Origin of the sequence: Pseudomonas sp. JR33AA, assembly GCF_021378985.1 — a bacterium.
Lineage (GTDB): Bacteria > Pseudomonadota > Gammaproteobacteria > Pseudomonadales > Pseudomonadaceae > Aquipseudomonas > Aquipseudomonas alloputida.
Window position 1 is genome coordinate 112,347 of the sequence record NZ_JAJSAW010000012.1, and the last position, 26,225, is coordinate 138,571.

Sequence of the window (26,225 nt, forward strand, 5' to 3'; positions counted from 1 at the left end):
GCTATTCTAGCGCCGGACCCGTCGAAAAGGTTGATTCTGCTCATGAGCCAAGCGCCCCTCGTCCTGGTGGACGGTTCCTCCTACCTTTATCGCGCTTTCCACGCGCTGCCACCGCTGACCACGTCCAAGGGCATGCCGACCGGTGCGGTGAAGGGTGTGCTGAACATGCTCAAGAGCCTGCGCAAACAATATCCCGACAGCCTGTTCGCCGTGGTGTTCGACGCCAAGGGCGGCACTTTCCGCGATGCCATGTTCGCCGAGTACAAGGCCAACCGCCCCAGCATGCCGGATGACCTGCGGGTACAGATCGAGCCGCTGCACGCCAGCGTCAAGGCGCTGGGCTACCCGCTGCTGTGCGTTGAGGGTGTCGAGGCCGACGACGTGATCGGCACCCTGGCGCGCAGCAGCGCCGCCCTGGGGCGCCCGGTGATCATCTCGACCGGCGACAAGGACATGGCGCAACTGGTGGACGGGCACATTACCTTGGTCAACACCATGACCGGAAGCGTGCTGGACGTGGCTGGCGTGCACGAGAAATTCGGCGTCGGCCCGGAACACATCATCGACTTCCTGGCCCTGATGGGTGACAAGGTCGACAACATCCCGGGCGTGCCGGGCGTGGGCGAAAAAACGGCGGTGGGGCTGCTGACCGGCATCGGCGGCGGTCTCAGCGACCTTTACGCCAACCTGGACAAGGTACCAGCGCTGGCCATTCGCGGTGCCAAGACCTTGCCGGCCAAACTGGAGGAGCACCGCGACGCGGCATTCCTGTCCTACGAGCTGGCCACCATCAAGGTTGACGTGCCGCTGGATGTCGAGGTCGAGGCACTGGTGTGCGGTGAACCTGACCGCGAGGCGCTGCTGGCGTTGTACACCGAGATGGAATTCAAGAGCTGGGTCGCCGAAGTGCAGCGCGATGCGGCCAGGGCTGGTGACGATGTTGCCCCGGCCGCGGAGCCGGCAGCCAAGGTCGAGCCCAAGTACGAGACCATTCTCGACCAGGCCCGTTTCGACGCCTGGTTGGAGAAGCTGCGCCAGGCGCCGCTGTTCGCCTTCGACACCGAGACTACCAGCCTGGACGCCCAGCAGGCGCAGTTGGTCGGCCTGTCCTTCGCTGTCGAGCCGCATGAAGCGGCCTATGTGCCGCTGGCCCACGATTATGAAGGCGCGCCGGTCCAGCTGGACCGCGAGGCCGTGCTGTTGGCGCTGAAACCATTGCTGGAGGACCCGGCCAAGGCCAAGGTCGGGCAGAACGCCAAGTACGACATCAACATCCTCGCCAACGGCTCCCCCGCCATCGAGATGCGCGGCGTGGCCTACGACACCATGCTCGAGTCGTACGTGCTGAACTCCACCGCCACCCGCCATGACATGGACAGCCTGGCGCAGAAGTACCTAGACCACACCACGATCGCCTTCGAGGACATCGCCGGCAAGGGTGCCAAGCAGCTTACCTTCAACCAGATCACCCTGGACAAGGCCGGCCCCTACGCCGCCGAAGATGCCGACATTACGCTGCGCCTGCACCACGCATTGCAGGCCCGCCTGGCACAGACGCCGAGCGTGCAACCGGTGCTGATGGATATCGAGATGCCGCTGGTGCCGGTGCTGGCCAGGATCGAGCGTCAGGGTGCGCTGGTGGATGCCGAGCTGTTGAAAGTACAGAGCGGTGAGCTGGGTGTGAAGATGGCTGAGCTGGAGCTGCGTGCCTACGAGCTGGCCGGTGAGGAGTTCAACCTTGGCTCGCCCAAGCAGTTGGGCGCGATCCTTTACGACAAGCTGGGCATGCCGGTGCTGAGCAAGACCGCCAAGGGCCAGCCGTCTACCGCCGAAGCGGTGCTTGATGAGTTGGCCCTGCTCGGTTATCCACTGCCTGAGGTGCTGATGCAGTACCGCAGCCTGAGCAAGCTCAAGAGCACCTACACCGACAAGTTGCCGGGGCAGATCAACCCGCGCACCGGGCGTATCCACACGTCCTACCAGCAGGCCGTGGCGGCCACCGGCCGGCTGTCGTCGAGCGACCCGAACCTGCAGAACATCCCTATCCGCACCGCTGAAGGGCGGCGTATCCGCCAGGCGTTCGTCGCCAGTCCGGGTTACAAGCTTCTGGCGGCGGACTATTCACAGATCGAGCTGCGCATCATGGCCCATCTGGCCAAGGACGAAGGCTTGCTGCATGCCTTCCGCAATGACCTGGACGTGCACCGCGCCACGGCAGCGGAAGTGTTCGGCGTGGACCTGAAAGACGTGACCACCGACCAGCGCCGCAGCGCCAAGGCCATCAACTTCGGCCTGATCTACGGCATGAGCGCCTTTGGCCTGGCCAAGCAGATCGGCGTCGACCGCAAGCAGTCACAGGACTACATCGACCGTTATTTTGCCCGCTACCCGGGCGTGCTGGCCTATATGGAGCGCACCCGAGCCCAGGCGGCCGAGCAAGGCTTTGTCGAAACTCTGTTTGGCCGCCGGCTGTACTTGCCAGACATCAATGCCAAGAACCCTGCCCTGCGCAAGGGTGCCGAGCGCACGGCGATCAACGCCCCGATGCAGGGTACTGCCGCCGACATCATCAAGCGGGCCATGGTCAAAGTAGATAACTGGTTGAGCGAGAGCGGGCTGGATGCCCGGGTGATCCTGCAGGTGCACGACGAACTGGTGCTTGAAGTGCGCGAGGACCTGGTGCCGCGGGTGAAAGATGAAATTCGCCAGCACATGAGCCAGGCCGCGCAGCTGGATGTGCCCCTGCTTGTTGAAGCAGGCGTAGGTGCGAATTGGGACGAAGCTCACTGATTGAGCAGGGAAAACTGTGTAGGATCTGCGGCGTAGTGACGCAGATCCGAGCACCGCTCAGTGCTGTGGGTGCTTAAGGTTCATGAAACTATCGCAAATAGTTTTGTGGGCTTCGGAACTAAACAGGTGAAGCGGAACTCAGAGTAACTGAATGGCTGGTGAAGCCCTTCGATGCTCCTATGTTGTGTTAAGTGTTGGCAGATATCTGGATCCCGCCCTAGCGGTCCGGACTTGGACCCCGAACTTCCCCCTCCCCATACGAAGTCCGGGGTTTTTTTTGCCCGGAATTTGCCGGGAGAGCCTGCGCCCAATCACCAATGTGTGTCCAACCCCGATCAGGTGTAGGAGCGGGTTTACCCGCGAATACGGTCGCGGCGGCAACGGTGAACGGCGGGTGGAGATTGGCCGGCGGCCCGTCCCATTCGCGGGTAAACCCGCTCCTGCGGGGCGGGCACAAAGCGTTAAATGACCGGCTTGTCTTCCAGTTCCATCCAGTCCGCCAGCACTCGGTAGGCGTCTTCCACACCCAGGCGCTTGGGTGCCGAGAACAGCTGGATGGTCACGCCATCCCCCCAGCCCTTGCGGATTTCCGACTGTACTTTCAGCAGGGTGTTCTTGCCCGCGCCGTGGGTCAGCTTGTCGGCCTTGGTCAGCAGGATGTGCATCGGCATGCTGCTGGCCTTGGCCCAGTCGAGCATCATCTTGTCGAAATCGGTCATCGGGTGACGCACGTCCATCATCAGGATCACGCCACGCAGGCACTCACGGCTGCCCAGGTAGGCTTCCAGGTGTTTCTGCCAATGCTGCTTGAGCGGAATCGGGACTTTTGCATAACCATAGCCCGGCAGGTCGACCAAACGCCGTTCATCGTCCAGACTGAAGAAATTCAACAGCTGGGTGCGTCCGGGCGTTTTCGAGGTACGCGCCAGGCTGGCATGAGTCAGGGTATTGAGGGCGCTGGATTTGCCGGCGTTGGAACGGCCGGCAAAAGCCACCTCGTAACCCTGGTCGTCCGGGCATTGTTCGACCTTGGCTGCGCTGAGGGCGAATTTGGCTTTCTGGCAGAGGCCGAGGATGGGGTTCTTGACTTGCATGGGATATCCGATGTGGGTGTTGCCTGACTTTGTAGAGCCAAGCCTGGCAAGCGGTGTCGTTTCCGTTTGGATGGCGGAAGTATATAATGCCCCAGTTTTTGTGTGCTCATTCTCCCAGCGAAGGAGAACGGGCATGGGGTGTCGAACAATAGCTCGCGCAACAGAACGCAGCGCGGCCCCCAACCCTGAAGGTCGTTCCGCATGGCGAAATGGCTGCTTGCTGTCGGTATGTTCCTGCCGTTTTTCAGCGCACAGGCTACACAGGATCCCGAGGTGTTGTACAACCGCACGTGTGCGGCCTGCCACACCGGGCAGTTGCCACAGGCACCCAGACAGGGTGACCGGGCAGCATGGGAGCCAAGGCTGGCGCAAGGCATGGATGTACTGGTGAAGCACGTGACCCAGGGTTTCAAGGCTATGCCGCCGCGTGGATTGTGCATGGACTGCAGTGCCGAGGACTACCGTTTGGTCATCCTTTGGATGAGCGGCAGTCCCGATACATAACATTTCACCCTTAGCCGTGTTGGATTAGCTGATGAACAAACTAGTCGTGAGTCTGCTGTTGACCTTGGGTGTCGCTGGTGCGGCCACTGCTGCGCAACCTATCAAAGGCGATGCCGCCGCTGGCCAGGCCAAGACCGCCGTCTGTGGCGCCTGCCACAATCCCGACGGCAACAGCCTGGCACCGAACTTCCCGAAACTGGCCGGCCAAGGCCAGCGCTATCTCGAAAAACAACTGCACGATATCAAGTCGGGCAAGCGTACCGTGCTGGAAATGACCGGCATGCTGGCCGCATTCAGCGACCAGGATCTGGCCGATATCGCCGCCTACTTCTCCAGCCAGAAAGGCAGCGTGGGTGCCGCCGATCCCAAGCTGGTCGAGCGCGGCCGTGCGCTGTTCAATGGTGGCGACCTGGAAAAGGGCATGCCGGCCTGCACGGGCTGCCACTCGCCCAACGGCGCGGGTATTGCCCTGGCCGGCTTCCCGCACCTGGGCGGGCAGCACTCGCAGTACGTGGCCAAGCAGCTCACTGACTTCCGCGAAGGCAACCGCACCAACGATGGCGATGCCATGACCATGCGCACCATCGCTGGCAAGCTGAGCAACCACGACATCGAAGCGTTGGCCAGCTACATCCAGGGCCTGCATTAACTTTCGGTTAATGTTGTAGGTCAATGATGAAAGGGCGGCCGGGCTGCCCTTTTTTCCGGCCGCAGCCGTTACACTACAGAACTCGAGCCCTTCCCGGCCTGTCTCAGTGCAGGTCGCGTCGTGGCGACCCATGAATGCTCAGGAGTAAAGCATGCGTAAACTGATTCTCAGCGCTGCGCTGGTCGCCGCCAGCGTATTCGGTATGACTGCCGTTCAGGCCGCCGAGCCTGTTGCCGGCAAGGAATACATCGAGCTGAGCAACCCTGTTCCGGTTTCCGTGCCTGGCAAGATCGAAGTCGTCGAGCTGTTCTGGTATGGCTGCCCACACTGCTACCACTTCGAGCCGACCATCAACCCTTGGGCTGAAAAGCTGCCCAAGGACGTCAACTTCAAGCGCGTACCGGCCATGTTCGGTGGCCCGTGGGATGCACACGGCCAGATGTTCCTGACCCTCGAAGCCATGGGCGTCGAGCAAAAGGTTCACGCTGCGGTGTTCGATGCCATTCAGAACCAGCACAAGCGTCTGACCGACAAGAACGACATGGCCGACTTCCTCGCCACTCAAGGTGTGGACAAGGACAAGTTCCTCGCCACCTTCGACTCGTTCGCCATCAAGGGCCAGGTCAACCAGGCCAAGGAATTGGCGAAGAAGTATGAAATCACCGGCGTACCGAGCATGGTCGTCAACGGCAAGTACCGCTTCGACCTGGGTACTGCCGGCGGGCCGGAAGGCGTGCTGAATGTCGCCGACCAGCTGATCGACAAGGAGCGCGCTGCCAAGTAGGCGGCGTCACCCATGCCCCGCTTCAGAGCTACGCGTGGCATTGGCCTGCACGAGCCGCAGGTCAACGAGCATCACCTGCAGGCCCCGGGCCTGCCCGAGGATGGTCGTCTGCGGCTGCTCAGTTTCAATATCCAAGTGGGCATAAGCACCGAGCGCTACCGCCATTACCTGACGCGTAGCTGGCAGCACCTGCTGCCGCATAACGGGCGTGCCGGTAACCTGCAGAAGATCGGCAGGCTGCTGGGCGACTTCGACCTGGTGGCCCTGCAGGAAGCCGATGGTGGCAGCCTGCGCTCGGGCTACGTCAACCAGGTCGAGCACTTGGCTCACTTGGGGGCCTTTCCCTATTGGTACCAGCAGCTCAACCGCAACCTTGGGCGCTTTGCCCAGCACAGCAACGGTGTGCTCAGCCGCCTGAAGCCGCAACTGCTCGAAGACCATCCGTTGCCTGGCCCGGCCGGGCGAGGTGCGATTCTGGTGCGGTTTGGCGAAGGCGACGATGCGCTGATAGTGGTGATGATGCACCTGGCATTGGGGGCCAAGACGCGCGCCCTGCAGCTGGGTTATATCCGCGAGCTGATAGGCGGTTACCGCCACCAGGTGCTGATGGGTGACATGAACACCCATGCCACCGACCTGCTGGAGCATTCGCCACTGCGCGACCTGGGCCTGGTCGCCCCGCAAGTCGAAGCCACCTTCCCCAGTTGGCGACCGCAGCGTTGTCTTGATCATATTCTGCTCAGTTCAAGCCTCACGCTGGAGCGTGTCGAGGTGCTGGCGCAGCCAATTTCGGACCACCTTCCCGTTGCTGTCGAGATTCGATTGCCTGATGCATTGACTGTGGATACGCTGCCGGTCCTGAGCTAATTGCCATCACCGTTTGCGGACCCGGGCATGACTGAAGACGCTGAGCGCTGGAAAGAAAAATACCTTAAAAGCATCGAGCGGCAGGAAAAGCTCGAACGTCGTTGGGAAGCCCGTCTTGACCTGCTGCGTCGAGGCCTGGTGCGCAGCACCCTGGCTGCTGAAGGCAGTGACAAGGTGGTAGACGAGTGCATGAAGGAAATGCGCGATGTCATTCGCAGCGACAACATGGACGCCGGCCTTGCCGGCTTGATTCCGCGCCTTGAGAAAGCGGTACTGGATTCCGAGCAGCGTCGCGAAACCCGCATGAACCAGGTCAGCGATGCGCTGACCGCTCTGGTTGGCCAACTGCAAGGCCTGCCCCTGCCCAGTGATATCTCGCGGCCCTTGAAAAAACTGGCGAAGAAGCTCGACGGCGGGGTTGCCCAGTCACGCGAGCTGCCGCCGCTGTTGGGTGAGTTGAGCGGCTTGCAGGGGCGCGCGCTTTCGGCCCTTGGCAAACCAGGTGAAGAAGCGCGACCCGGTTTTCTGCAGCGGTTGTTCGGAAGCCGCGAGGACGATGCGCAGGCAGGAGCAGAGCTTGCGCCGGTGGCGTTGCCTGCTGCCGAGGTTGTGCCCCAGGCACCCGGCAATGCCGGGCCCTCGCGGCCCGATGACGTCGATGCGCTACAACCATTGCCGGACCCTGCTGCACCGAATGCCGAGGTGGCCGAGGCGCCCGAGCTTGAGCTGGAGGCATTTGGCCCGGCGCTGATCGAAACAGTCGAAATGCCGCCAGCCCCGTTGCCAAAGGACAAGGCGCCATTGCCGAAAGCTGCAGTTTCCGCCAGCGAGCCGTTGGCTGAGGCAGAACCCTTGCAAGCCCTTGAAGAAACCTTTGGTGAAGACGGCCCCTATGCCCTGCCCTACGCAGTGGAGCCGCCTTACAGCCAGGTTGCCGCGCACATCGAGCAGACCCTGATCGGTCTGCTCGATGACCTCAGCCTGCCCGAGCGACACAAGGCTCAGGCGCTGGAAATGCGCGAGCGGGTGGCTCGCGGCTTGAACTGGTATGAGCTGATCCCGGTGCTGGATGACTTGGCAGTACTCATGCTGGCGATCACCGACAGCGGTCAGCACGAATTCGAAACCTACCTGCAGCAGCTCAATGAACGCCTGGAAGGTTTCCAGAGCCACCTGCACGAGGCCAGCGCCGGGCATGCGGACAACAGCACCGCTGCCCGTGAACTGGATAGCCAACTGCGTGAGCACGTCGACGGCCTGCAAAGCAGCGTACAGGGTGCCGCCGATGTCGACAGCCTCAAGCACATTCTGGAAAGCCGCCTGGAAGGCTTGCTGGTGACCATGGACGAGCACAAGCACGAGCGTGATCGCCGCGAGCAGGAACTGGCCGGTCGCCTGCAGGGCTTGTCGGAACGAGTGGCGAGCATGGAGCATGAGGCGCTTGGCTATCGCGAGCACCTGGAAGAACAGCGCCAGAAAGCGCTGCTGGACCCGCTCACCGGCCTGCCCAACCGTGCGGCCTGGAGCGAGCAAGTCGAACGCGAAATGCTTGACTGGCAGGAAAACGGCGGCCATCTGGCGATGGCAATTCTTGACCTGGACCATTTCAAACGCATTAACGACAACTATGGTCATCTGGCTGGGGACAAGGTCCTCAAGATCGTTGCCGACCAGTTGCGCAAGCGTCTGCGGGGGCGGGATTTCATCGCCCGTTTTGGTGGCGAAGAATTCGTCCTGCTGCTGCCGCAGACCACGCCGGCAGTTGCCGCGCAAATGGCCGAGGTGCTGCGCGCCACCGTCGAAGCCTGCCCATTCCACTTCAAGGGTGAACGGGTGGTGATCACCACCTCCATCGGCCTGGGCGCATTCCGTTCTGGCGAACGCGGCGACCAGGTGCTCAAACGAGCCGATGCAGCGCTGTACCGGGCAAAGGAGCAGGGGCGCAATCGGGTCGAGCAAGGCTAGCCAGCCGCCGTTTCCTCGGCAGGCACGGCGCAGGTGAGCACGTTATACTGTAGCGCTCATACGCTGAGGCCACTGACGTGCTTTCCACGCTTAAAAAAACCCTGATTTCCTTTTTGCTGTTGTCTGTCGCCGGTTGCTCGACGGGCCTGCGCATTGACCGCAGTCACCCGTCGGTCAATCAGGACAACCGCATCCAGTTCATTGTCCTGCATTACACCAATGCTTCGCTGGAGCGCTCCCTGGCGCTGCTTACCCATGGTGAAGTCAGCAGCCATTACCTGATCGGCGATGGCCCGGCCACGGTGTATCAGCTGGTGGATGAAAACCGTCGTGCCTGGCATGCCGGCGATAGCCAGTGGCAGGGGCGCACCTGGCTGAACTCCTCGTCCATTGGTATCGAGATCGTCAACCCGGGCTTTACCGACACCCCGAACGGCCGGGTCTGGCACCCTTATAGCGAGGCGCAGATCCAGTCGCTGATCGCGCTGCTCAAGGACATTGTCAAACGCAACAACATCGAACCACGCCATATCATCGGCCACAGTGACATCGCCCCGCTGCGCAAGCTGGACCCAGGACCATTGTTCCCGTGGAAGCGCCTGGCCGATGCCGGGCTGGGTGTCTGGCCGGATGCCAATGCCGTGGCACGGCAGCAAGCCTACTTCAGCGTCAACCCGCCAAGCGTTGGCTGGTACCAGCAGGAACTGGCACGGTTTGGCTATCAGATCGAGCAGACCGGCGTGCTGGATGTAGCCACGCGTCATGTGATCGGCGCGTTCCAGATGCGCTTCCGCCCGCAGCGCTTCGACGGCATGCCGGATGCGCAGACAGCAGCAATGCTGCAGGTACTTAACCGCATGCGTTGAGTTATGGCGGGCGAGGTACTGGTTGCAGCAGCCTTGCGCTACGAAGCGGCGGGTTTGGTCGACGCGGTTCTTTGAAGCAGCCACAAAGCTGCTTCTACAAAGAGCGTGGGAGGATTGCAGCGAAGCGCCAAACGGTGAGGGTGATTATTGATTCCGTTGCTATACCTTGGTTATCAACTGGATGCCTTCGATGTCAGCTTTCATTGCCTTGCTGCGCCAAATTTTTTACCGTCCCTGGATGCTGGCCACTTTGGCAGCGCTGGCCAGCGCCGCGGTGTTGCTCTCTGCCAGCATTGGCATTGCCTTGCATCAAATGAAGCAAAGCGAAAGCGAACAGATGAATGCCCAGGGCGAGCGTTTTCTGGATCGGCTCGAACAGGTGTTCGGCCAGTTGCGCGAAGGGGTAGACCTGCTGCAGGCCCAACCCTTGCGCGGCTGCAGCCCGGCGATGCTGGCAGCCTTGCAACAGGTTGGCCTGAGCTCGCGGTTCATCTATGAAGCGGCTTATGTAGATGGCAATGTTGCCTGCTCCAACCGCGGTGATGAGCGAGCGTTCGTTCCCTTGCGGGCACCAGATATCCAAGGGCCGACGTACAGCTACTGGCTTAACACCACCACCGAGCCGAACGAGAACCTGGCAGCACTGATGCTGGGCCGGGGCAAGTTTCTGGTGTCCACCTCCCGTGGGCATTTGACCGATGTGGTGGACCTGCCCCCGGGCGGCAGCCTGGTCGTGGTGCTGGACAACGGCGCCCGGGCCATTCCGGTGCTCGGCCCGCCACAGGTATGGCCACCGCCGTCGGCCTGGTCGACCAGCCACAAGTCGCTGTTGGAACTCAGTGATCGGCTGATCTACCGAATGCCGACCAAGTCGCCGGATTATCAGTTGGTGCTGATTGCTCCGAGGGCCAGTCTGCCGCTCAGGATGAACGGCATGCTCTGGTTGCTGTTCCCCGGCAGCGTGCTGGCGGCCTGCTGCATCGGTTGGTTGGTACTTCAGTTGATTCTGCAACGGCGGTCGATGAGCTCAGAGTTGCAGAATGCCTTGCGTCGCGGAGAGCTGCAGGTGCTCTACCAGCCAATCATCGAGCTCGACAGCCGGCGCTGTGTGGGCGCCGAGGCCTTGGTGCGCTGGCGCCGCCCGGACGGCACCCTGACCAGCCCGGACCTTTTCATTCCGCTGGCGGAGAATACCGGGCAGATTCGCCAGATCACCGACTTTGTCCTGCAGCGTGTGCTTGAACAGCTAGGGCAGCTATTGCGCTCGCACCCCAAGCTCTACATATCGATAAACCTGGCGGCCTGCGATGTGATGGTGCCACGCATTGGCCGGGTGGCGGCGCGCTTGTTGGCCTTGCATCGAGTGGCGCCCAGCCAGATTGCCTTCGAGGTGACCGAGCGCGGCCTGATCGACGTGGTGGTCGCCCGTGACAATCTGCAGGCGCTACGCGCCGTGGGGCACCAGGTGCTGATCGACGACTTTGGTACCGGTTATTGCAGCCTGGCTTATCTGCAAACCCTGCCTGTGGACTGCCTGAAGATCGATAAGGCATTCATCGACGCTCTGGGCCACGATGCCGCCAGTAGCGGCGTGGCCCCGCATATCATCCGCATGGCCCACGACTTGCACTTGCGGGTAATTGCCGAAGGTATCGAGTTCGAGGACCAGGCGGTGCTGCTGAACAGCGAGGGGGTCAATTATGGCCAGGGCTGGTTGTTTGCCCGGCCGCTGAACGCCCGGCAGTTTGCCGAGTTGGTGACTCGCGGGCACCTGCCGCGGCGGATGTAGGCGCGTTAAGGCAGTCACACCGGCAACGCCATGTAGAACTGTGTCCCCTGCCCCGGCCGGGAAAACACGCCCATACGCCCTCCGTGCAGCTGCACAATTTCCTTGCACAGCGCGAGCCCCAGCCCAGCACCGCCTTTCTTGCGGCCTACCTGCACGAAAGGCTCGAAGATGCGCGCTTGCTGGCCATAGGAAATGCCCTCTCCGTTGTCCTCGACGCTGATGATCACCCGTTCCGCATGCCGTCGGGCATGCAGGCGAATGCGCCCGCCGTTGGCGGTATGGCGAATGGCGTTGTGCAGCAGGTTGTCCAGCACCCGGTCCAACTGGGTGACGTCCGCCTGGATGCGCGGTAGCGGCGGGTCCAGTTCCTTTATCAACTCGATCTGCTTGTGCGCAGCCTGTTCGGCAAAGCGCAATTGCGCATGTTCCAGCAGGTCGTCGATGGCACAGGGGGCCAGCTCAAGCTTTTGCAAACCGCTCTGATAACGGGAGAAGTTGAGCAGGTCGTTGATCAGTTGGGTCAGACGCTGCATTTCTTCGCCGATGGTTTCCAGCAGGTCGTTCTCGCGGGCTTCGGGCGGGAACTTGACCCGCTCGCGCAGCAGGCCGAAGGCCATGTGCATGCCGGTCACCGGGGTACGCAGTTCGTGGGAGGCGCGCAGCACGAATTCGCTGCGCACCCGCTCGAAGGCCCTTTGCTCGGTCACATCGTGCAACACCATCACTGCGCCGAGGATAGGCCCCTGCGGGTGGCTGACCGGGGTCAGGCTGTAGGTGAGCAAACGTGATTCTTCATCGACCTCCATGTTCAGGTCGTCCGGTGGGCGGTCGAGGCTGCCCCCGCGCAGAACCTGGCGCAGTTGTAGCTCAAGCTCGGGTCGCTGCAGGGCTTCGGCCAGGCTGCTGCCCACGCGGCTATCGTTCCAGCCCAGCTGGCGCTGCGCCACCGGGTTGAGGTGCTCGAGGCGGCCCTGGCGGTCGATGATCAGCAGGCCGTCGTCAATGCTGTCGAGTACGGCCTGTAAACGCTGCTGGCCGGCCAGCAGCTCGTCAACGTTGGTAGCCTGGTGCTTGCGCAGGGCATCGGCCATCAGCCCAAAACGGCGGGTCAGCTGGTTAAGCTCGGCGGCCTGGGTAACCGGCAAGGTAACGTCGAAATTGCCATTGCCCAGTTGGTCGGCCGCCTTGGCCAACGCTTCGATCGGCTGGCCGAAACGCCGGGCGATGTTGTGCGCGGTGACAAAGCCCAGTACCAACACCACCAACCCCATCAGGCCCAGTACACCGCTGACCAGCAAGGCGCGGTTACGGGTGCGTTCTTCGCTACGGGTAATCAGGTCTACTGCCTGCTTGTGGGCATCGATCAGGTCGGTGCGCACTTGATTGAACGCGGCCCCAAGCGGCTGATCGACGCCCATGCTGCGAGCGGGTGTGGCGCTGTCGCGATAAGTCTGGAGGAAGGCCTGGTAATTGCTGCTGGCCTTGCTGAAACCGGTGCGCTCACCGCCTTGCTCCAGCCCTTGGTTTAGCAGCTCCTGGAAGTTTTCCTGCAGCAGCCGCAGGCTTTCCGGGGCGGTTTTTTCATCGAGAATCAGCATCATCTGTTCGCCCAGGTTCTGGCGCAACTTCAGCCCCACTTCCAAGGCATGGGTGGTATCGCGCACCAGTTGCTGTTGCACTGTAGCCATTTGCAGCATGCTGACCAGGCCCAGCAGCAGCCCCAGCAACGCCACAGTGATGAGCGCCGAGATGCTGAGGAAAAGCCGCGTGCGCAGCTTCATGGGCGGCCACTTCATAAGTTGTACTGCTTGCGTTTGCGGTACAGGGTAGAAGCATCGATGCCCAAGGTCTTGGCGGCTTGGTCGAGGGTATCGCTGGCGGCCAGTACGGCACCGATATGCGCCCGTTCCAGCTCATCCAGGCTGAGCGCGGCACCTACGCGCGGGGTGTTGCCGGCGGGTTGTTCGCCCATGCCCAGGTGGCTGACTTCCACTCTTTCCTGCGGGCAGATGATGCTGGCCCGTTCCACTACGTTGCGCAGTTCGCGGATGTTGCCAGGCCAGCGGTAGTTGAGCAGTGCGGTGCGCGCCTGGTCACTGAAACCGCGGGCGGGGCGGGAGTATTCCTTGACGAAGCGGGCGAGGAAACGGTCGGCCAGGATGAGGATGTCCTCACTGCGCTCGCGCAGCGGGGGCAGGTGCAGGGTGATCACGTTCAAGCGATACAGCAGGTCTTCGCGAAAGCGGCTTTCGCGCACCATCTCCTCGAGGTTGAGGTTGGTGGCAGCCAGGATACGTACATCGGCACGTCGGGTAACCGGGTCGCCGACGCGCTCATATTCCTTGTCCTGGATGAAACGCAGCAGTTTGGGCTGCAAGGTCAGCGGAAAATCGCCGATCTCGTCGAGGAACAATGTGCCCCCGTCAGCCTGGCTGACCCGTCCCAGGGTGCTTTCGCTGGCGCCGGTGAAGGCGCCGCGGGTATGGCCGAACAGTTCGCTTTCCATCAGTTCGGCGTTAAGCGACGGGCAGTTGATGGTCACGCAGGCTTTGCGTGCACGCTTGCTCCAGCCATGGATGGCCCGTGCCAGCTCGCCCTTGCCGGTACCCGATTCGCCGAGGATGAGGATGTTGGCATCAGTAATGGCCACCTGGCGGGCGGTTTCCAGCACCGCCATCATGGCCGGGCTATGGGAATCGAGGCCGTCCTTTGGTTTGCGTACTTCACCTTCCAGGGCTTCCAGGCGCGCAGAAAGCTGGCGCACCTCCAGTTGCTTGGCAGTGGCCAGGCGCAACTGGTCGGGGCTGCAGGGCTTGACCAGGTAGTCGGCAGCGCCGGCCTGGATGGCATCTACTGCGGTGTCGATCGCCGAGTGCGCGGTGACGATCACCACCCGCATCCACGGGGCCTGGATACGCATTTGCGCGAGCACGTCGAGGCCGTTGTCTTCACCCAAGCGTAAATCGAGGAAGCATAGGTCAAACACCTGGCGCTGCAGTAGGGTCTCTGCCTGGGCGGCGCTGTTGGCCGTGGCCACGCTGTAGCCCTCGTCTTCCAGGCAGTAACGGAACGTGCGCAGGATCGCGGACTCGTCATCCACCAGCAGAATGCGGCCTTGGTTGTCCTGGGCTGATTCCATTTCCTGTGCTCCTTAGGGAAAGATCTTTATTTAGTGTGGGAAAAATCGGGCAAGTTGCATGGTCAATTCTGAAGGATTCTGTCCTTTGCATGCTAGCCAGTGGCCTAACGATGTCTACAAGCCGTGATTCTTCAATGATTTGCTTAGAGACACGCGCTGGCACATTGGTTGCGATGATTTTCAGATTTTGCCCACGAAGGAGGCACAGCCATGCCCTTTTCCCTGCGTACAGCTGTTTTGGCCGCCACCCTGCTACCCCTATTAACCCCGGCATTCGCCGACCCTGTGCAGGACGCGCGCCTGGAGGGCGCCCTGCAAACCGCTTTGTCAATGAACCGCATGCTTGATTCGTTTCGTATCAAGGTTGAAGTGGACGGCAAACAGGCGCGGCTTTCCGGTGAGGTGGAGAATGAGGTTGAGCGGCGGCTGGCCGAGGACGTGGCCCGGGCTACCCGGGGCATCGAACAGGTGGAGAACCTGCTGCAGCTCAATACCCAACTGGTGGAGCGTCCGCTGGAGCTGCGTGCCTACGCCCAGCGCCTGGAGGACGTGACCCTGGCGGCAGTGATCCGTGCTCGGCTGTTGTGGAGCCGTACCACCGAAAAGGCCCCTATAGAAGTACAGAGCAGTGAAGGCGTGGTGACGTTGCGTGGCAAGGTCGACAGTGCCGAAGCCAAGGAGCTGGCGGGTGTGGTAGCGCGTACCACCGACGGCGTGTACCTGGTCAACAACCTGGTCAGCCTTGATACCGCTGCCATGGCCAAAGCGCGGGAAACGCCGGCGGGCGCGCCAACCGGGCCGCAGCCAAGCGACAGCTGGATCGTCGACAAGATCCAAAGCAGCTATCGCTTCAGTCGCAACCTCGATGGCCTGAACCTGAAGGTGGCAAGCGAAGCAGGCATGGTGCGGCTGTCGGGCGAAGTGGTTAGCGCGGAGCAGAAAACAATCGCGGTGGAGATTGCCCGGCAGATCATCGGCGTACGCGGTGTGGATGCTGACCTGCTGAAGGTGGCAACCAAGGTTGAAGGCTGATCGTGCAATTCGCACGACCGTACAGGCGCCATCGTGCAGGATACGTCCTAGAGGTGCATTTGAATATAAATTAACTTATTGATTTATAAGGATTTTAATTAAATCAAAAGGCTGGCATGCAGGCTGCAATTACCTGTTCAGGTTGGAACAAAAATTACAGCAGGAGGAGCCAGCATGAACCGCCAATCCGTCGACCGCTTGCAGAGCGCCGCACTGCCTTTGCGCCAGATGCTGACACTCGGCATGGCGATGCTGCTGACCTTGGCCGCTGGCCTCTTCTATTACAGCCTGCAGACGGCCCGTCTGGCTGAGCAGGTGGCAGCTCAGACTGCCCTGCTGACGCAGATTCAAGCAACCCGTGCCAACACCTTGGTCAAGGCCGCTGACTGGCAGCCAGCTGACCAGGCCATTGCCTCACCGGCCACCCTGGAAAAAATTGTTCCCCAGGAACGTTGGGTTTTCTGACCTGACGGCCGGTTCGATTCCGCAAAAAGAAAGGAGAACTACCATGCTGAGTTGGGCTATCACTTTCCTCATCATCGCCATTGTCGCCGCCGTACTGGGCTTCGGTGGTATCGCGGGCGCTGCAACAGGTATTGCCAAGATCCTGTTCATTGTCTTCCTGGTGCTGTTTGTAGCCTCCTTCTTCTTTGGGCGCGGACGAGGTTGAAGATGAGCAGGAAGCTTCGTTCAGCCGTGGTCGCCGCCCTGTTGCTGGGCGGCAGCGCGGCGGCCATGGCGGCCAATGACGGCCAGGTTCGGGTCGACCAGCTGCTCGGCTCGGACCCGGAGTACCGGGAAACCTGGCAAGACACCATTGAAGGCGAGGAACGCCTGCCCGATTGGGTGGTCAATCTGACCGGCAGTGCCCAGCAGCAAATGTCTGCCGTTACTGAAGACGGCGACAAGTACCTGGTCGGCCCGCTGTGCGAAAAACAGGACAATTGCACTTACAAGCGGCTGATCGTGGCGTTCAGCTGGGACAAGGATGATGCCTACGGGATGCTCGTCGAGGTGCCCGAAGGGTTGCCGAGCGACAAGTCGCCCACCCGTCATGCGCAGTATCGCTGGCTGGGCAAACCTGACGACGGCATGAAGGCAATGCTGCAGGAGCAGCTCAAACGTGACCCGAACTGGTACTGAGCATGTGTTGCCAGGTACGGATGAAAGGTCACTCACTGTTACGTAATAGAAGCTGAACCTTTCTATAGTTCAGCCTTCTATGATGCGCCGCCCCGAGGAGGGGTAGCACATGACCAAGGGGTCGGGCTGCTCTGATTGTTACAGGATCGGAGTGGCCTAGGGGTACAGGGAGTGCCTCCAGTAATGGGCCGGGTCAGGAAAGGCGGAATCGGAAGTCTCAGGTCGGCGGTGTCACAGGGATGCCTTGCCAGACCTGACTTCCGAGGAGCCATGTAGGAAACGTCGCTTCCCTTGCGCGTTTTTCCCCTTGGGACACATTTTGTCTCGACCGTACGTCAAATTTTTTCGACCGTCTTGGTTCTGCTACAAGTGGCATTTCCGCCATTCGGATTGTCGAACAGGCCATCTTTCATGTTCTCTCTGTCCAGCCAAATCTGCCGAAATATGGCGGCTTGGTCTTGTTCGGGATTCCGAATGTTATAAATCAAGCACTTACGAAGCTGCCGGCTAGGTCGAAAACAGTATGCATAAACGGCATGGGTCATGCGTTTCAGGCATTAGCTTTCGCCCCTTGCCGTCGCAATAGTTGCCGCCTTTTCGCTGGCCTGAGCGCCCTGTCGCTCGCCTGCGGTGTCCTTACATGACGTCGCCTGACGTAAGCGCTTATTGCCCGTGACCTTGCCTATGGCTCTGTTACGGGTGTTTCCGCCAGGTGCCATGACCACTAAAACAAAGGGTAAAGACATGAAGAAGGCAAAACTGAGCCTCGCCTGGCAGATCGTCATCGGTCTGGTCCTGGGTGTTGCAATCGGCGCGCTACTGAATCATTTCAGTGCAGAAAAGGCATGGTGGATCAGCAACGTCCTTCAGCCCGCTGGTGACATCTTCATCCGCCTGATCAAGATGATCGTCGTCCCGATCGTGATTTCGTCGCTGATCGTGGGTATCGCCGGTGTTGGCGACGCGAAGAAGCTGGGCAGCATCGGCCTGAAGACCATCATCTACTTCGAAGTGGTAACCACGATCGCCATCGTCGTAGGCCTGGTGCTGGCCAACCTGTTCCATCCGGGTGCCGGCATCGACATGAGCACCCTGGGCACTGTGGACATCTCCAAGTACCAGGCGACAGCGGCCGAAGTGCAGCATGAGCACGCATTCATCGAGACCCTGCTCAACCTGATACCGTCGAACATCTTCGCAGCGCTGATGCGTGGCGAAATGCTGCCGATCATCTTCTTCTCGGTGATGTTCGGCCTGGGTCTGTCGAGCCTGCAGGCAGAGCTGCGTGACCCGCTGGTACGTACCTTCCAGGCTGTTTCGGAGACCATGTTCAAGGTCACCCACATGATCATGAACTACGCCCCGATCGGCGTGTTCGCCCTGATTGCGGTGACCGTGGCCAACTTCGGTTTCAGCTCGCTGCTGCCGCTGGCCAAGCTGGTGCTGCTGGTGTACTTCGCCATCGCCTTCTTCGCCTTCATGGTACTGGGCCTGGTTGCCCGCCTGTTCGGCTTCTCGGTGATCAAGATCATGCGCATCATGAAAGATGAGCTGATCCTGGCCTACTCCACCTCCAGTTCGGAAACCGTGCTGCCGCGGGTGATCGAGAAGATGGAGAAGTACGGTGCGCCAAAGTCGATCTGCTCGTTCGTGGTACCGACCGGCTACTCGTTCAACCTCGACGGTTCGACCCTGTACCAGAGCATCGCGGCGATCTTCATTGCCCAGTTGTACGGTATCGACCTGTCGTGGAGCCAGCAGCTGCTGCTGGTGCTGACCCTGATGGTCACTTCCAAAGGTATCGCGGGTGTGCCGGGCGTATCGTTCGTGGTACTGCTGGCCACCTTGGGCAGCGTGGGCATTCCGCTGGAAGGCCTGGCCTTCATCGCCGGCGTGGACCGCATCATGGACATGGCCCGGACTGCGCTGAACGTTGTGGGCAACGCCCTGGCTGCATTGGTCATTGCTCGCTGGGAAGGCATGTACGACGCGGTCAAGGGCGAGCAGTACTACGCCTCGCTGATGGCCGAGAAGCAGGAAGCTGTGGTGGTTGGCGAAACCGCCAAGCGCTGAGCCTGATGATTGTTTGACCAAAAGCCCCGACTTGTCGGGGCTTTTTGTTATCTGCGAGATCTTGAGCCGCGCCTACAAAGGCTCGCGATCGCCAGTCACAGGCTGCGATACGCTATTATTCGGGCACTTTTCAGGGGGAACATACGGATGCTCAACGGCCTTTGGCTCGGCTTTTTCCTGGTGGCGGCGGTGTCCGCCCTGGCCCAATGGCTGGTGGGTGGCAACGCAGGCATCTTTGCGGCAATGGTCGAAAGCATCTTCGCCATGGCCAAGCTGTCGGTCGAGGTAATGGTGCTGCTGTTCGGCACGCTGACCCTGTGGCTGGGCTTTCTCAAAATCGCCGAAAAGGCCGGTATCGTTGAATGGCTGGCCAAGGTGCTGGGCCCGCTGTTCGCCCGCCTGATGCCGGAGGTGCCGCCCGGCCACCCGGCCCTGGGCCTGATTACCATGAACTTCGCCGCAAACGGCCTGGGCCTGGACAACGCCGCTACGCCGATCGGCCTGAAGGCCATGCGCGCGCTGCAGGAGCTGAACCCCAGCAGCACCACCGCGAGCAACGCGCAGATCCTGTTCCTGGTGCTCAATGCCTCGTCGCTGACCCTGCTGCCGGTAACCATCTTCATGTACCGGGCCCAGCAAGGCGCGCCGGACCCAACCATGGTGTTTCTGCCAATCCTGCTGGCGACCAGCGTCTCGACCCTGGTTGGTCTACTGTCGGTGGCAGTGATGCAGCGTTTGCGTCTGTGGGACCCGGTGGTGCTTGCCTACTTCATCCCCGGCGCTTTGCTGCTGGGAGGCTTCATGGCTTTTCTTGGCACCTTGTCGGCCGCCGCGCTGGCCAGCCTGTCATCGCTCCTGGGCAACCTCACCCTGTTTGGCGTGATCATGCTGTTCCTCGTGATCGGTGCCCTGAGACGCGTGCAGGTATATGAAGCCTTTGTCGAAGGTGCCAAGGAAGGTTTTGATGTAGCCAAGAACCTGTTGCCCTACCTGGTGGCGATGTTGGTGGCGGTGGGTGTGCTGCGTGCGTCAGGTGCCCTGGAGCTGGCCCTGGACGGTATCCGCCATGCGGTGAACTGGATGGGCTTGGACACGCGCTTCGTCGAGGGTTTGCCCACCGCGCTGGTCAAGCCGTTCTCTGGCAGCGCAGCGCGGGCAATGCTGATCGAGACCATGCAGACCCAAGGCGTGGACAGTTTTCCGGCGCTGGTGGCGGCGACGATTCAGGGCAGCACCGAAACCACCTTCTATGTACTGGCCGTGTACTTTGGTGCCGTGGGCATCCAGCGTGTGCGCCATGCGGTCGGTTGCGCACTGCTGGCCGAGTTTTCAGGGGTGGTCGCGGCGATCTTCGTCTGCTACTGGTTCTTCGCCTGAACCTTCAGCTGTGCCTGGTTGGCCTGGGCAATGGTCCAGCTCACTACCTGCCCTACCAACTGGTCGCTGGCCTGACCAAAGGCGGCGACCACCGCTGACACTTGCTTGTCGGCAAGCGGCTGGCGAATCTCGAAGCGCTTGCTAGCCTGTATGCGCTGGTCACGCCCCTTGACCAGACGCGCATCGTAGCGGATCACCACCTCCACCGCCCCGCCCGGGCGGTACTCACTCTGAAACGCCTGCAGCTCGCCAGCCAGCTCGTAGTCGGCTTGCAGGTTGCTGTCGTCAGCACTCAGGCGCTGTACCTGGCCGTCACGCTGGAAACCATCAAGCAGGCGGTTGCGCAGCAGCACCGGAGCCGCATCGCTCCAGCGCGCGCCCTTGTAGCTGCTTATCACATCGCCTTGGGGAATGACGGCGATGCGCGGCCCGGCCAACACTTCACTGGCCAGCGGCTTGTTCAGGCGCAATGACCACTCCAGCGGCGGCGCTGTGCGGCTGGGCTGGTTCACCGGCAGGCGATAAAGGTCCACAGGTTCGCTCTTCGGCAGGATCGAGCAGGCACTGGCCAGGCTCAGCGAGGCCGCCAGGGTCAGCAGGCGCAGCGACGGATTCATGGCTGGAACTCCTTGTTGTTGTCGCGGCCAAGCAGGTAGCCGCTCGGGTCGGCCTCCAGTTGCCGGGAAATGCCTTTGAGTGCGTTAAGGGTTTCGCGCAGTTCACGAATGGCCGGGGTGAGCTGGTTCAGGCTTTGGGCGCCGTCACCGATAGCCTCGCTGTTATTCATGAGCAGGTTGTTGATGGTTGCCGTGCTTTGGGCCAGTGACTGCATGGCCTGTTCGGCGCTGCCGATCGCCTGTTTGCCTTCGCTTCCCAGCAGGCCGTTGGCATTGCGCATCAGCGCCTGGGTTTCGGCCAGGGTGGCGCTGGCCTGCTTGCCCACCTGCACCAGCTGTTCGATGGCCTCGGCGATGCTGCCGTGCTGGCCGGCAAAGGCGCCGGTGGTCTTGTCGAGGTTGGCCAGCGTGTTGCTGAGGTGGCCTATGTTGTCCTCGGAGAACATCTGGTTGGCGTTATGGAGCAGCATGTTGATGTTGGTCACAAGGTCGCTGCTGTCGTTGAGCAGGCGCGAGATTGGCGATGGCGAGGCGATGATCACCGGCAGCTTGCCATCCTTGCCTTTGAGCTCGGGGCTTTGCGGGGTGCCGCCGCTAAGCTGGATGAATGAGTTGCCGGTGACGCCGGCCAGGGTCAGCTTGGCCTGGGTGTCTTCCTTTACCGGGGTATCGGCGCTCAGGCGCACCCGTGCCAATACCCGGCGCGGGTCCTTCGGGTCCAGACGCAGGGTGGACACGTCGCCCACTTTGATGCCGTTGTACTGCACCGTGCTGCCACGGGAAAGGCCAGACACGGCTTCGTTGAACACGACCTCGTAATCCTTGAAGGCGTCGTCGACACTGGACTTGGCCAGCCACAGGCCGAACAGCATGGCACCGGCCACCACCAGAACGGTGACCAGGCCGATGAGGACGTGATGGGCTCGGGTTTCCATTGCTCAGCGCTCCTGCCCGGCACGGGTGGCAGCCTGTTCGGCGGCGCGCCCGCGTGGGCCGTGAAAGTATTCTTGGATCCAGGTGTCGTTGGTCTTCTCGACCTCGGCCAGCGGGCCGGCCACCAGGACTTTCTTTTGCGACAGCACCGCGATGCGGTCGGTGATGGTGTACAGGGTGTCCAGGTCGTGGGTGATCAGGAACACCGACAGCCCCAGAGCATCGCGCAGGGTAAGGATCAACTGGTCAAAGGCCGCGGCACCGATCGGGTCCAGGCCAGCCGTGGGTTCGTCGAGGAACAGGATGTCCGGGTCCAGGGCCAAGGCGCGGGCCAGCGCTGCGCGCTTGATCATGCCCCCCGACAACGAGGCCGGGTATTTGTCGGCAGCCGAGATCGGCAACCCGGCAAGGGCCAATTTCACCCCGGCCAGGTGCTCGGCATCGTTGCGCGACAGCCCGGCGTGCTCGATCAGCGGCAAGGCAACGTTTTCGGTCACCGTCAGCGAAGAGAACAGCGCCCCCTTCTGGAACAGCACGCCAAAGCGCCGCTCGACCAGTGAACGCTGTTCTTCGCGCAGGCCCGTCAGGTCCTGGCCGAACACCTTGATCTGCCCTTCATTGGGCCGGCGCAGGCCAATGATGCTGCGCAGAAGTACCGACTTGCCGCTGCCTGAACCGCCTACCACGGCGAGGATTTCGCCGCGGTACAGGTCCAGGTCAAGGTTTTCATGTACCACCTGGCGGCCGAAGCGGTTGCAGATGCCGCGGGCTTCGATTACGCAATCCTGGCCATTCACCAGCCCATCTCCATGAAGAACAGCGCTGCCACCGCATCCAGCACGATGACCACAAAAATCGACTGCACCACTGCCGAAGTGGTGTGTGCCCCCACCGACTCGGCGCTGCCGCTGACCTTGAAGCCTTCCAGGCAGCCGATGGCGGCGATCAGGAAAGCGAAGAACGGTGCCTTGGCCAGACCTACCAGGAAGTGCTGCACGCCAATGTCGCTTTGCAGCAGCGACAGGAACATGGCCGGTGAAATATCCAGCGTCAGGGCGCATACCACCGCACCGCCAACGATGCCGCAGATCATCGCGACAAAGGTGAGCAACGGTAGCGAAATCAGCAGGGCCAGTACCCGCGGCACCACCAGCAGTTCCATGGGGTTGAGGCCCAGCGTGCGGATGGCGTCAATTTCTTCGTTGGCCTTCATCGAGCCGATCTGCGCGGTGAACGCGCTGGCAGTGCGGCCGGCCATGAGAATGGCTGTCAGCAGCACGGCGAACTCGCGCAGGAACGAGAACGCAACCAGGTCGACGGTGAAAATGGTCGCGCCGAAGTCGGCCAGCACCGTGGCACCGAGAAAAGCGACTACGGCGCCCACCAGAAAGGTCAGCAACGCAACGATAGGCGCGGCATCCAGCCCGGTCTGTTCAATGTGTGCCACCACAGGCGTGAAGCGCCAGCGATGTGGCTGGAGGGCGCGGCGCAGCAAGGTTTCCAGAATCACACCGATAAAACCAAGCAGTTGCATGCTGTCCTGCCACAGCGTGCCGACGGCGCAGCCGATGCGCTCCAGCAGCAGCAACAGCACATTGCGCTCGGGCTCCTTGACCGGGATGCAGTAATCCTGGACTGAGCAGTAGACGTTCTTTAGCAGCGCCTGGCTCGCTTCAGGCAGCGCGTGGGTGCAGCGCGACAGGCGCTCGGAACCTAGCAGTTCGGCCAGCAGCGAAGCGCCGGCGGTGTCCAGGCGGCCCAGCTGGCTGAGGTCGGCGACGGTGTCGGCAGGGCACTGCGAGCGCAGGCGCTCGCTGTCGCGCTTGAGGTTGGCGTAGTGTGCCAGGGTCCAGTCACCGGTAATCCGCAGGCAGGCCGGTTGGCCGCTGGTGTCCAGGGTGGCGCTGGGGGTGGTCATAGGCTCCATGCAATTGACTCGGCGCTAAGGCTTAGGGGCTGATCATAGCGCAGGGGGCATGGGCTGTTTGGTGATTATGTGCTGTGTGTAGGGCAACAGTGACCTGGAGCCGCCTTGTGCTGCGCAAGGCAGGGGTCAACTACCCGCTGGAGCATCATTGACCACTTTGAAGCGCAGCACGCCGATCACTTGCCCATCCTCGGTCAGCACCCTCACCTGCCACTTGCCTACCGGGTTGGGCGGAAAGTTCTGCTTGTGGGTCCAGGCCCGATAGCCTTCCTTGCGCCCGCCGTGAATGTCCAGGGCAATGCGGTCGACCTCTTGGCCGTCCTTCTGCCACACGTGGTAGATCCGCTCGTTCAGGCCGCGTGGCGCGTTGATGGCGGTATAGGCATACAGACCACTGCTGCGGATGCGGCTGGCGGCAATTTCGTGCAGCGAGTCGCCCGGTTGGCGATTCATTACTTCGGTGCTCACCGCCACCTCGGTCATCCACAGGGTTGCTGGCGGTACCCAGGAGCGCAGCAGCCAGCCCCCGGCACCGACCGACAGGGTAACCAGTACCAGTGCCACGGCGCGGCGCCAGTTGTTGATCGGGAAGCTGCTGGCCAGGCTGGGGAATGACAAGGCCATGGCCGCGATCAGGGCCAGCTTGAAACTTTGTGCGGTGGTCAGGTGCAGGATGATCGGTAGCGCGGTCAGCAGGGCGGCGAACAACGTCAGGGTATGCAGCGCCAGGAACAGCCAGCGCCGTGGTGCCAGCCACTTGTAGTACAGCGGGTCGGTGATCGAAATCAGGCCGGCGGCGCCGAGCAAGCCGGTGAAAACCAGCTGACCGCTGTTCCAGGTGGTGGTGATGAAAAAGAACGGCAGCACGAAGAACAGCGTTTCCTGGTGGATCATCTGCGTTGCATAGCGCAGCAGCGGCTGAGGGATCTCGCGGTTGAAAGTGCGCGCAAACAGCCCGGTGAGGGTGTTTTCCAGCATCAGCCAGACCCAGCTGACCAGCATGAGCACGGCGACCCAGCTGGCCAGGCCAGCCTGGCGGTCGACCAGGATGAAGCTGCCGATACCGGAGAGGAAACCGCCAAGCGCAATGATGCCGGGGTAGCGTTTGAGGAGGTCGATGATGCGCTGGACGATATGGGGGATTTGGGGCATTGGGGGCTACAACAGAAAAGTAAGGTGGCTGTGCCAGGCTATTCGCGGGCAAGCCCGCGAATAGGTCGGTACTGGCAAAAGGATACCGCCGATTCACCGCTGCCGTGTAGCACCACTGGGCCGTTCAGGCCCATGCCGGCGCCAGCGCAACAGCCCCGCCGCCAGGCCCAGCCCCACAAGCAAGGCCATCAGCCCGTAAAGCTCGTCATAGCCTAGCAACGGCTTTTCGATGCGCACATAGCCATCGTCCTTGAGCAAATCCTTCAGTGCCTCGTTGGCCTGTTCCAGGCTGACTTGGCGCAGCTTGCGCACCGGGCTGGCAAAGCGCCCGTCGGTATAGTCGTTCAGTGCTCCCCAGTAGTAGTCGGCCACGGCGCTGTTGCCCTGGGTGCTCCAGCTTTCCTTGGCGATGCTGGCTTCCTTGATGCGGGCGAAGGTGTCCGGGTCCAGGCCTTCCTTGCGCAGGTGGTCGAACAGGGCCTGCATCACCTTGACAGCCTTGTCGATGTCATCGCGCTCGAGGTCGGCATTGAGGCTGAGCAGGCCGGTGTCGCCAAAGCTTTCACGCTGCACGGAGGGGCCGTAGGATAGCCCGTTGCGCAGGCGCAGCTGGTCGTAGAGCGCCCAGTCCAGGTAGCGCGAAAGCAGGTCAAGGGTGGCTTGGTGGTCGTTGTCCAGCACCGGCTCGATGAACAGCCAGTGCAATTTGACGCTATCACCCAGCCAGCCGCGGGTCAGGTTGCGACGCTGTTCGGCCTGTTGGCTGATGCTCTCAAGGTTGCGGCGCTCTTCGGGTTCAGTGGCGGGCAGTTCGCCGAACGACCGCTCCAGATAGGCCGGAAGCAGGCGATCTAGGCCACCGACCATGATCAGGGTCATGTTGTTGGCCGCGTACCAGCGGTCACGCAACGCCTGAACCTGCCCCAAGGTCATGTCGTCGAGGTTGGAGCGCTCCGGGCATTTCAGCCCCAGCTCGGTGGCCAGCTGGTCGCTTGCGGGGTGGCCGATATCCTGGCGGTCGAGCCAGCGCTGCAGGTGGCCATAGTGGCCGCCATCCTCGCGCTCTATGATGCGCTTGGCGGTGGCCAAGGCCTTGGCGTCGATGGGGGTATCGCGGATGACTGCCAACAGCAGGTCGAGGACCTTGCGCTGGTTGCGCGCCGGGGCCTCGATGACAAAGGTGGTGTCGGCACTGCTGGTATAGGCGTTCCACTCGCCGCCGAGCGCTTGCAGGCGCTCTTCCAGCCCGCCTTCGCCTGTTTCGTCGATGCCACTGAACAACAGGTGCTCAAGCAGGTGTGGCAGCTCTTTCTGCTCGCAGTCGAAATCATCCAGGCCCACGCCGACCACTAGACGAATCGCCACATGGTCACGTTCGTAGCCGTTTTTCAGGATGACCTGCAGACCATTAGGCAACAGGTAGCCTTCAACCCGCGAGCGGTCGAGGGCGAACGAGGGCAGGCTGCAGATCAGCAGGCAGACGAACATCAGGCAACGCATGGGCGAGCGAGGGTCCTCAACTAG

23 protein-coding genes are annotated in these 26,225 nt (G+C 61.6%); 14 read left to right on the forward strand and 9 right to left on the reverse strand.

Going from position 1 to position 26,225, the window contains the following annotated elements; genetic code table 11:
- Positions 1 to 42: 42 nt before the first annotated feature.
- Positions 43 to 2,790, forward strand: coding sequence for a DNA polymerase I (gene polA, locus LVS58_RS18875; RefSeq protein ID WP_233692298.1), 2,748 nt, complete (start codon positions 43 to 45; stop codon positions 2,788 to 2,790).
- Positions 2,791 to 3,251: 461 nt separating this feature from the next.
- Here polA and yihA read toward each other — a convergent pair whose 3' ends face one another.
- Complete coding sequence (yihA, locus tag LVS58_RS18880; protein ID WP_003252993.1) at positions 3,252 to 3,884, reverse strand: ribosome biogenesis GTP-binding protein YihA/YsxC; 633 nt, start codon at positions 3,882 to 3,884, stop codon at positions 3,252 to 3,254.
- 201 nt (positions 3,885 to 4,085) lie between these two features.
- Between yihA and LVS58_RS18885 the strand changes: the two genes are divergently transcribed.
- From LVS58_RS18885 to LVS58_RS18915, 7 genes are all read left to right on the forward strand, one after another.
- Entirely contained in the window at positions 4,086 to 4,388 is a 303-nt protein-coding gene (locus tag LVS58_RS18885) for a c-type cytochrome (protein ID WP_015268479.1), read from the forward strand.
- Between the two features lie 31 nt (positions 4,389 to 4,419).
- Positions 4,420 to 5,037 (forward strand): c-type cytochrome, encoded by a 618-nt coding sequence (locus tag LVS58_RS18890; protein WP_003252989.1) that lies wholly within the window; start codon positions 4,420 to 4,422, stop codon positions 5,035 to 5,037.
- A 151-nt stretch (positions 5,038 to 5,188) separates the two neighbouring features.
- Positions 5,189 to 5,821 (forward strand): thiol:disulfide interchange protein DsbA, encoded by a 633-nt coding sequence (dsbA, locus tag LVS58_RS18895; RefSeq protein WP_233692299.1) that lies wholly within the window; start codon positions 5,189 to 5,191, stop codon positions 5,819 to 5,821.
- Positions 5,822 to 5,833: 12 nt separating this feature from the next.
- On the forward strand, positions 5,834 to 6,688 hold the full coding sequence (locus LVS58_RS18900; protein WP_103443600.1) for an endonuclease/exonuclease/phosphatase family protein: 855 nt from the start codon (positions 5,834 to 5,836) through the stop codon (positions 6,686 to 6,688).
- Positions 6,689 to 6,715: 27 nt separating this feature from the next.
- The gene (locus tag LVS58_RS18905; RefSeq protein ID WP_233692300.1) at positions 6,716 to 8,653 is read left to right on the forward strand and encodes a GGDEF domain-containing protein; all 1,938 of its coding nucleotides are present in this window, start codon (positions 6,716 to 6,718) and stop codon (positions 8,651 to 8,653) included.
- A 77-nt stretch (positions 8,654 to 8,730) separates the two neighbouring features.
- The gene (locus LVS58_RS18910) at positions 8,731 to 9,519 is read left to right on the forward strand and encodes an N-acetylmuramoyl-L-alanine amidase (protein WP_233692301.1); all 789 of its coding nucleotides are present in this window, start codon (positions 8,731 to 8,733) and stop codon (positions 9,517 to 9,519) included.
- A gap of 190 nt (positions 9,520 to 9,709) precedes the next feature.
- Positions 9,710 to 11,308, forward strand: a complete 1,599-nt coding sequence (locus LVS58_RS18915) for an EAL domain-containing protein (protein WP_233692302.1) — start codon at positions 9,710 to 9,712, stop codon at positions 11,306 to 11,308.
- Between the two features lie 14 nt (positions 11,309 to 11,322).
- On the opposite strand, the gene LVS58_RS18920 is transcribed toward LVS58_RS18915, so the two are convergent.
- Positions 11,323 to 13,104, reverse strand: coding sequence for a KinB sensor domain-containing domain (locus LVS58_RS18920; RefSeq protein ID WP_233692303.1), 1,782 nt, complete (start codon positions 13,102 to 13,104; stop codon positions 11,323 to 11,325).
- Positions 13,101 to 14,447, reverse strand: coding sequence for a sigma-54-dependent response regulator transcription factor AlgB (algB, locus tag LVS58_RS18925; protein WP_233692304.1), 1,347 nt, complete (start codon positions 14,445 to 14,447; stop codon positions 13,101 to 13,103). Before algB ends, LVS58_RS18920 begins: the two co-directional genes overlap by 4 nt.
- Positions 14,448 to 14,657: 210 nt before the next feature.
- Between algB and LVS58_RS18930 the strand changes: the two genes are divergently transcribed.
- The 6 genes from LVS58_RS18930 (at position 14,658) to LVS58_RS18955 (ending at position 20,072) form a co-directional block, all read left to right on the forward strand.
- A complete protein-coding gene (locus LVS58_RS18930; RefSeq protein WP_233692305.1) occupies positions 14,658 to 15,479 on the forward strand; it encodes a BON domain-containing protein in 822 nt (273 codons plus the stop codon).
- 174 nt (positions 15,480 to 15,653) lie between these two features.
- Positions 15,654 to 15,944 (forward strand): hypothetical protein, encoded by a 291-nt coding sequence (locus tag LVS58_RS18935; protein WP_233692306.1) that lies wholly within the window; start codon positions 15,654 to 15,656, stop codon positions 15,942 to 15,944.
- Between the two features lie 43 nt (positions 15,945 to 15,987).
- Positions 15,988 to 16,149, forward strand: a complete 162-nt coding sequence (locus LVS58_RS18940) for a DUF1328 domain-containing protein (RefSeq protein WP_003252966.1) — start codon at positions 15,988 to 15,990, stop codon at positions 16,147 to 16,149.
- A gap of 2 nt (positions 16,150 to 16,151) precedes the next feature.
- Complete coding sequence (locus LVS58_RS18945) at positions 16,152 to 16,622, forward strand: inhibitor of vertebrate lysozyme family protein (RefSeq protein ID WP_233692307.1); 471 nt, start codon at positions 16,152 to 16,154, stop codon at positions 16,620 to 16,622.
- 744 nt (positions 16,623 to 17,366) lie between these two features.
- Entirely contained in the window at positions 17,367 to 18,695 is a 1,329-nt protein-coding gene (gene gltP / locus LVS58_RS18950; RefSeq protein ID WP_233692308.1) for a glutamate/aspartate:proton symporter GltP, read from the forward strand.
- Between the two features lie 147 nt (positions 18,696 to 18,842).
- Positions 18,843 to 20,072, forward strand: coding sequence for a nucleoside recognition domain-containing protein (locus tag LVS58_RS18955; RefSeq protein ID WP_233692309.1), 1,230 nt, complete (start codon positions 18,843 to 18,845; stop codon positions 20,070 to 20,072).
- On the opposite strand, the gene LVS58_RS18960 is transcribed toward LVS58_RS18955, so the two are convergent.
- From LVS58_RS18960 to LVS58_RS18985, 6 genes are all read right to left on the reverse strand, one after another.
- Positions 20,054 to 20,689, reverse strand: coding sequence for an ABC-type transport auxiliary lipoprotein family protein (locus LVS58_RS18960; protein ID WP_233692310.1), 636 nt, complete (start codon positions 20,687 to 20,689; stop codon positions 20,054 to 20,056). The two genes, LVS58_RS18955 and LVS58_RS18960, sit on opposite strands and share 19 nt — an antisense overlap.
- On the reverse strand, positions 20,686 to 21,624 hold the full coding sequence (locus LVS58_RS18965; protein WP_233692311.1) for an MlaD family protein: 939 nt from the start codon (positions 21,622 to 21,624) through the stop codon (positions 20,686 to 20,688). Before LVS58_RS18965 ends, LVS58_RS18960 begins: the two co-directional genes overlap by 4 nt.
- 3 nt (positions 21,625 to 21,627) lie before the next feature.
- Positions 21,628 to 22,419 carry an ABC transporter ATP-binding protein gene (locus tag LVS58_RS18970; protein WP_233692312.1) on the reverse strand — a complete coding sequence of 264 codons (792 nt, stop codon included), beginning with the start codon at positions 22,417 to 22,419 and terminating at the stop codon, positions 21,628 to 21,630.
- Positions 22,416 to 23,549 carry an ABC transporter permease gene (locus LVS58_RS18975; protein WP_233692313.1) on the reverse strand — a complete coding sequence of 378 codons (1,134 nt, stop codon included), beginning with the start codon at positions 23,547 to 23,549 and terminating at the stop codon, positions 22,416 to 22,418. The genes LVS58_RS18970 and LVS58_RS18975 overlap by 4 nt, the downstream gene beginning before the upstream one ends.
- 126 nt (positions 23,550 to 23,675) lie before the next feature.
- Entirely contained in the window at positions 23,676 to 24,701 is a 1,026-nt protein-coding gene (locus LVS58_RS18980; protein ID WP_233692314.1) for a DUF5924 family protein, read from the reverse strand.
- A gap of 93 nt (positions 24,702 to 24,794) precedes the next feature.
- Complete coding sequence (locus LVS58_RS18985) at positions 24,795 to 26,201, reverse strand: M16 family metallopeptidase (protein ID WP_233692315.1); 1,407 nt, start codon at positions 26,199 to 26,201, stop codon at positions 24,795 to 24,797.
- Between the last annotated feature and the right edge of the window lie 24 nt (positions 26,202 to 26,225).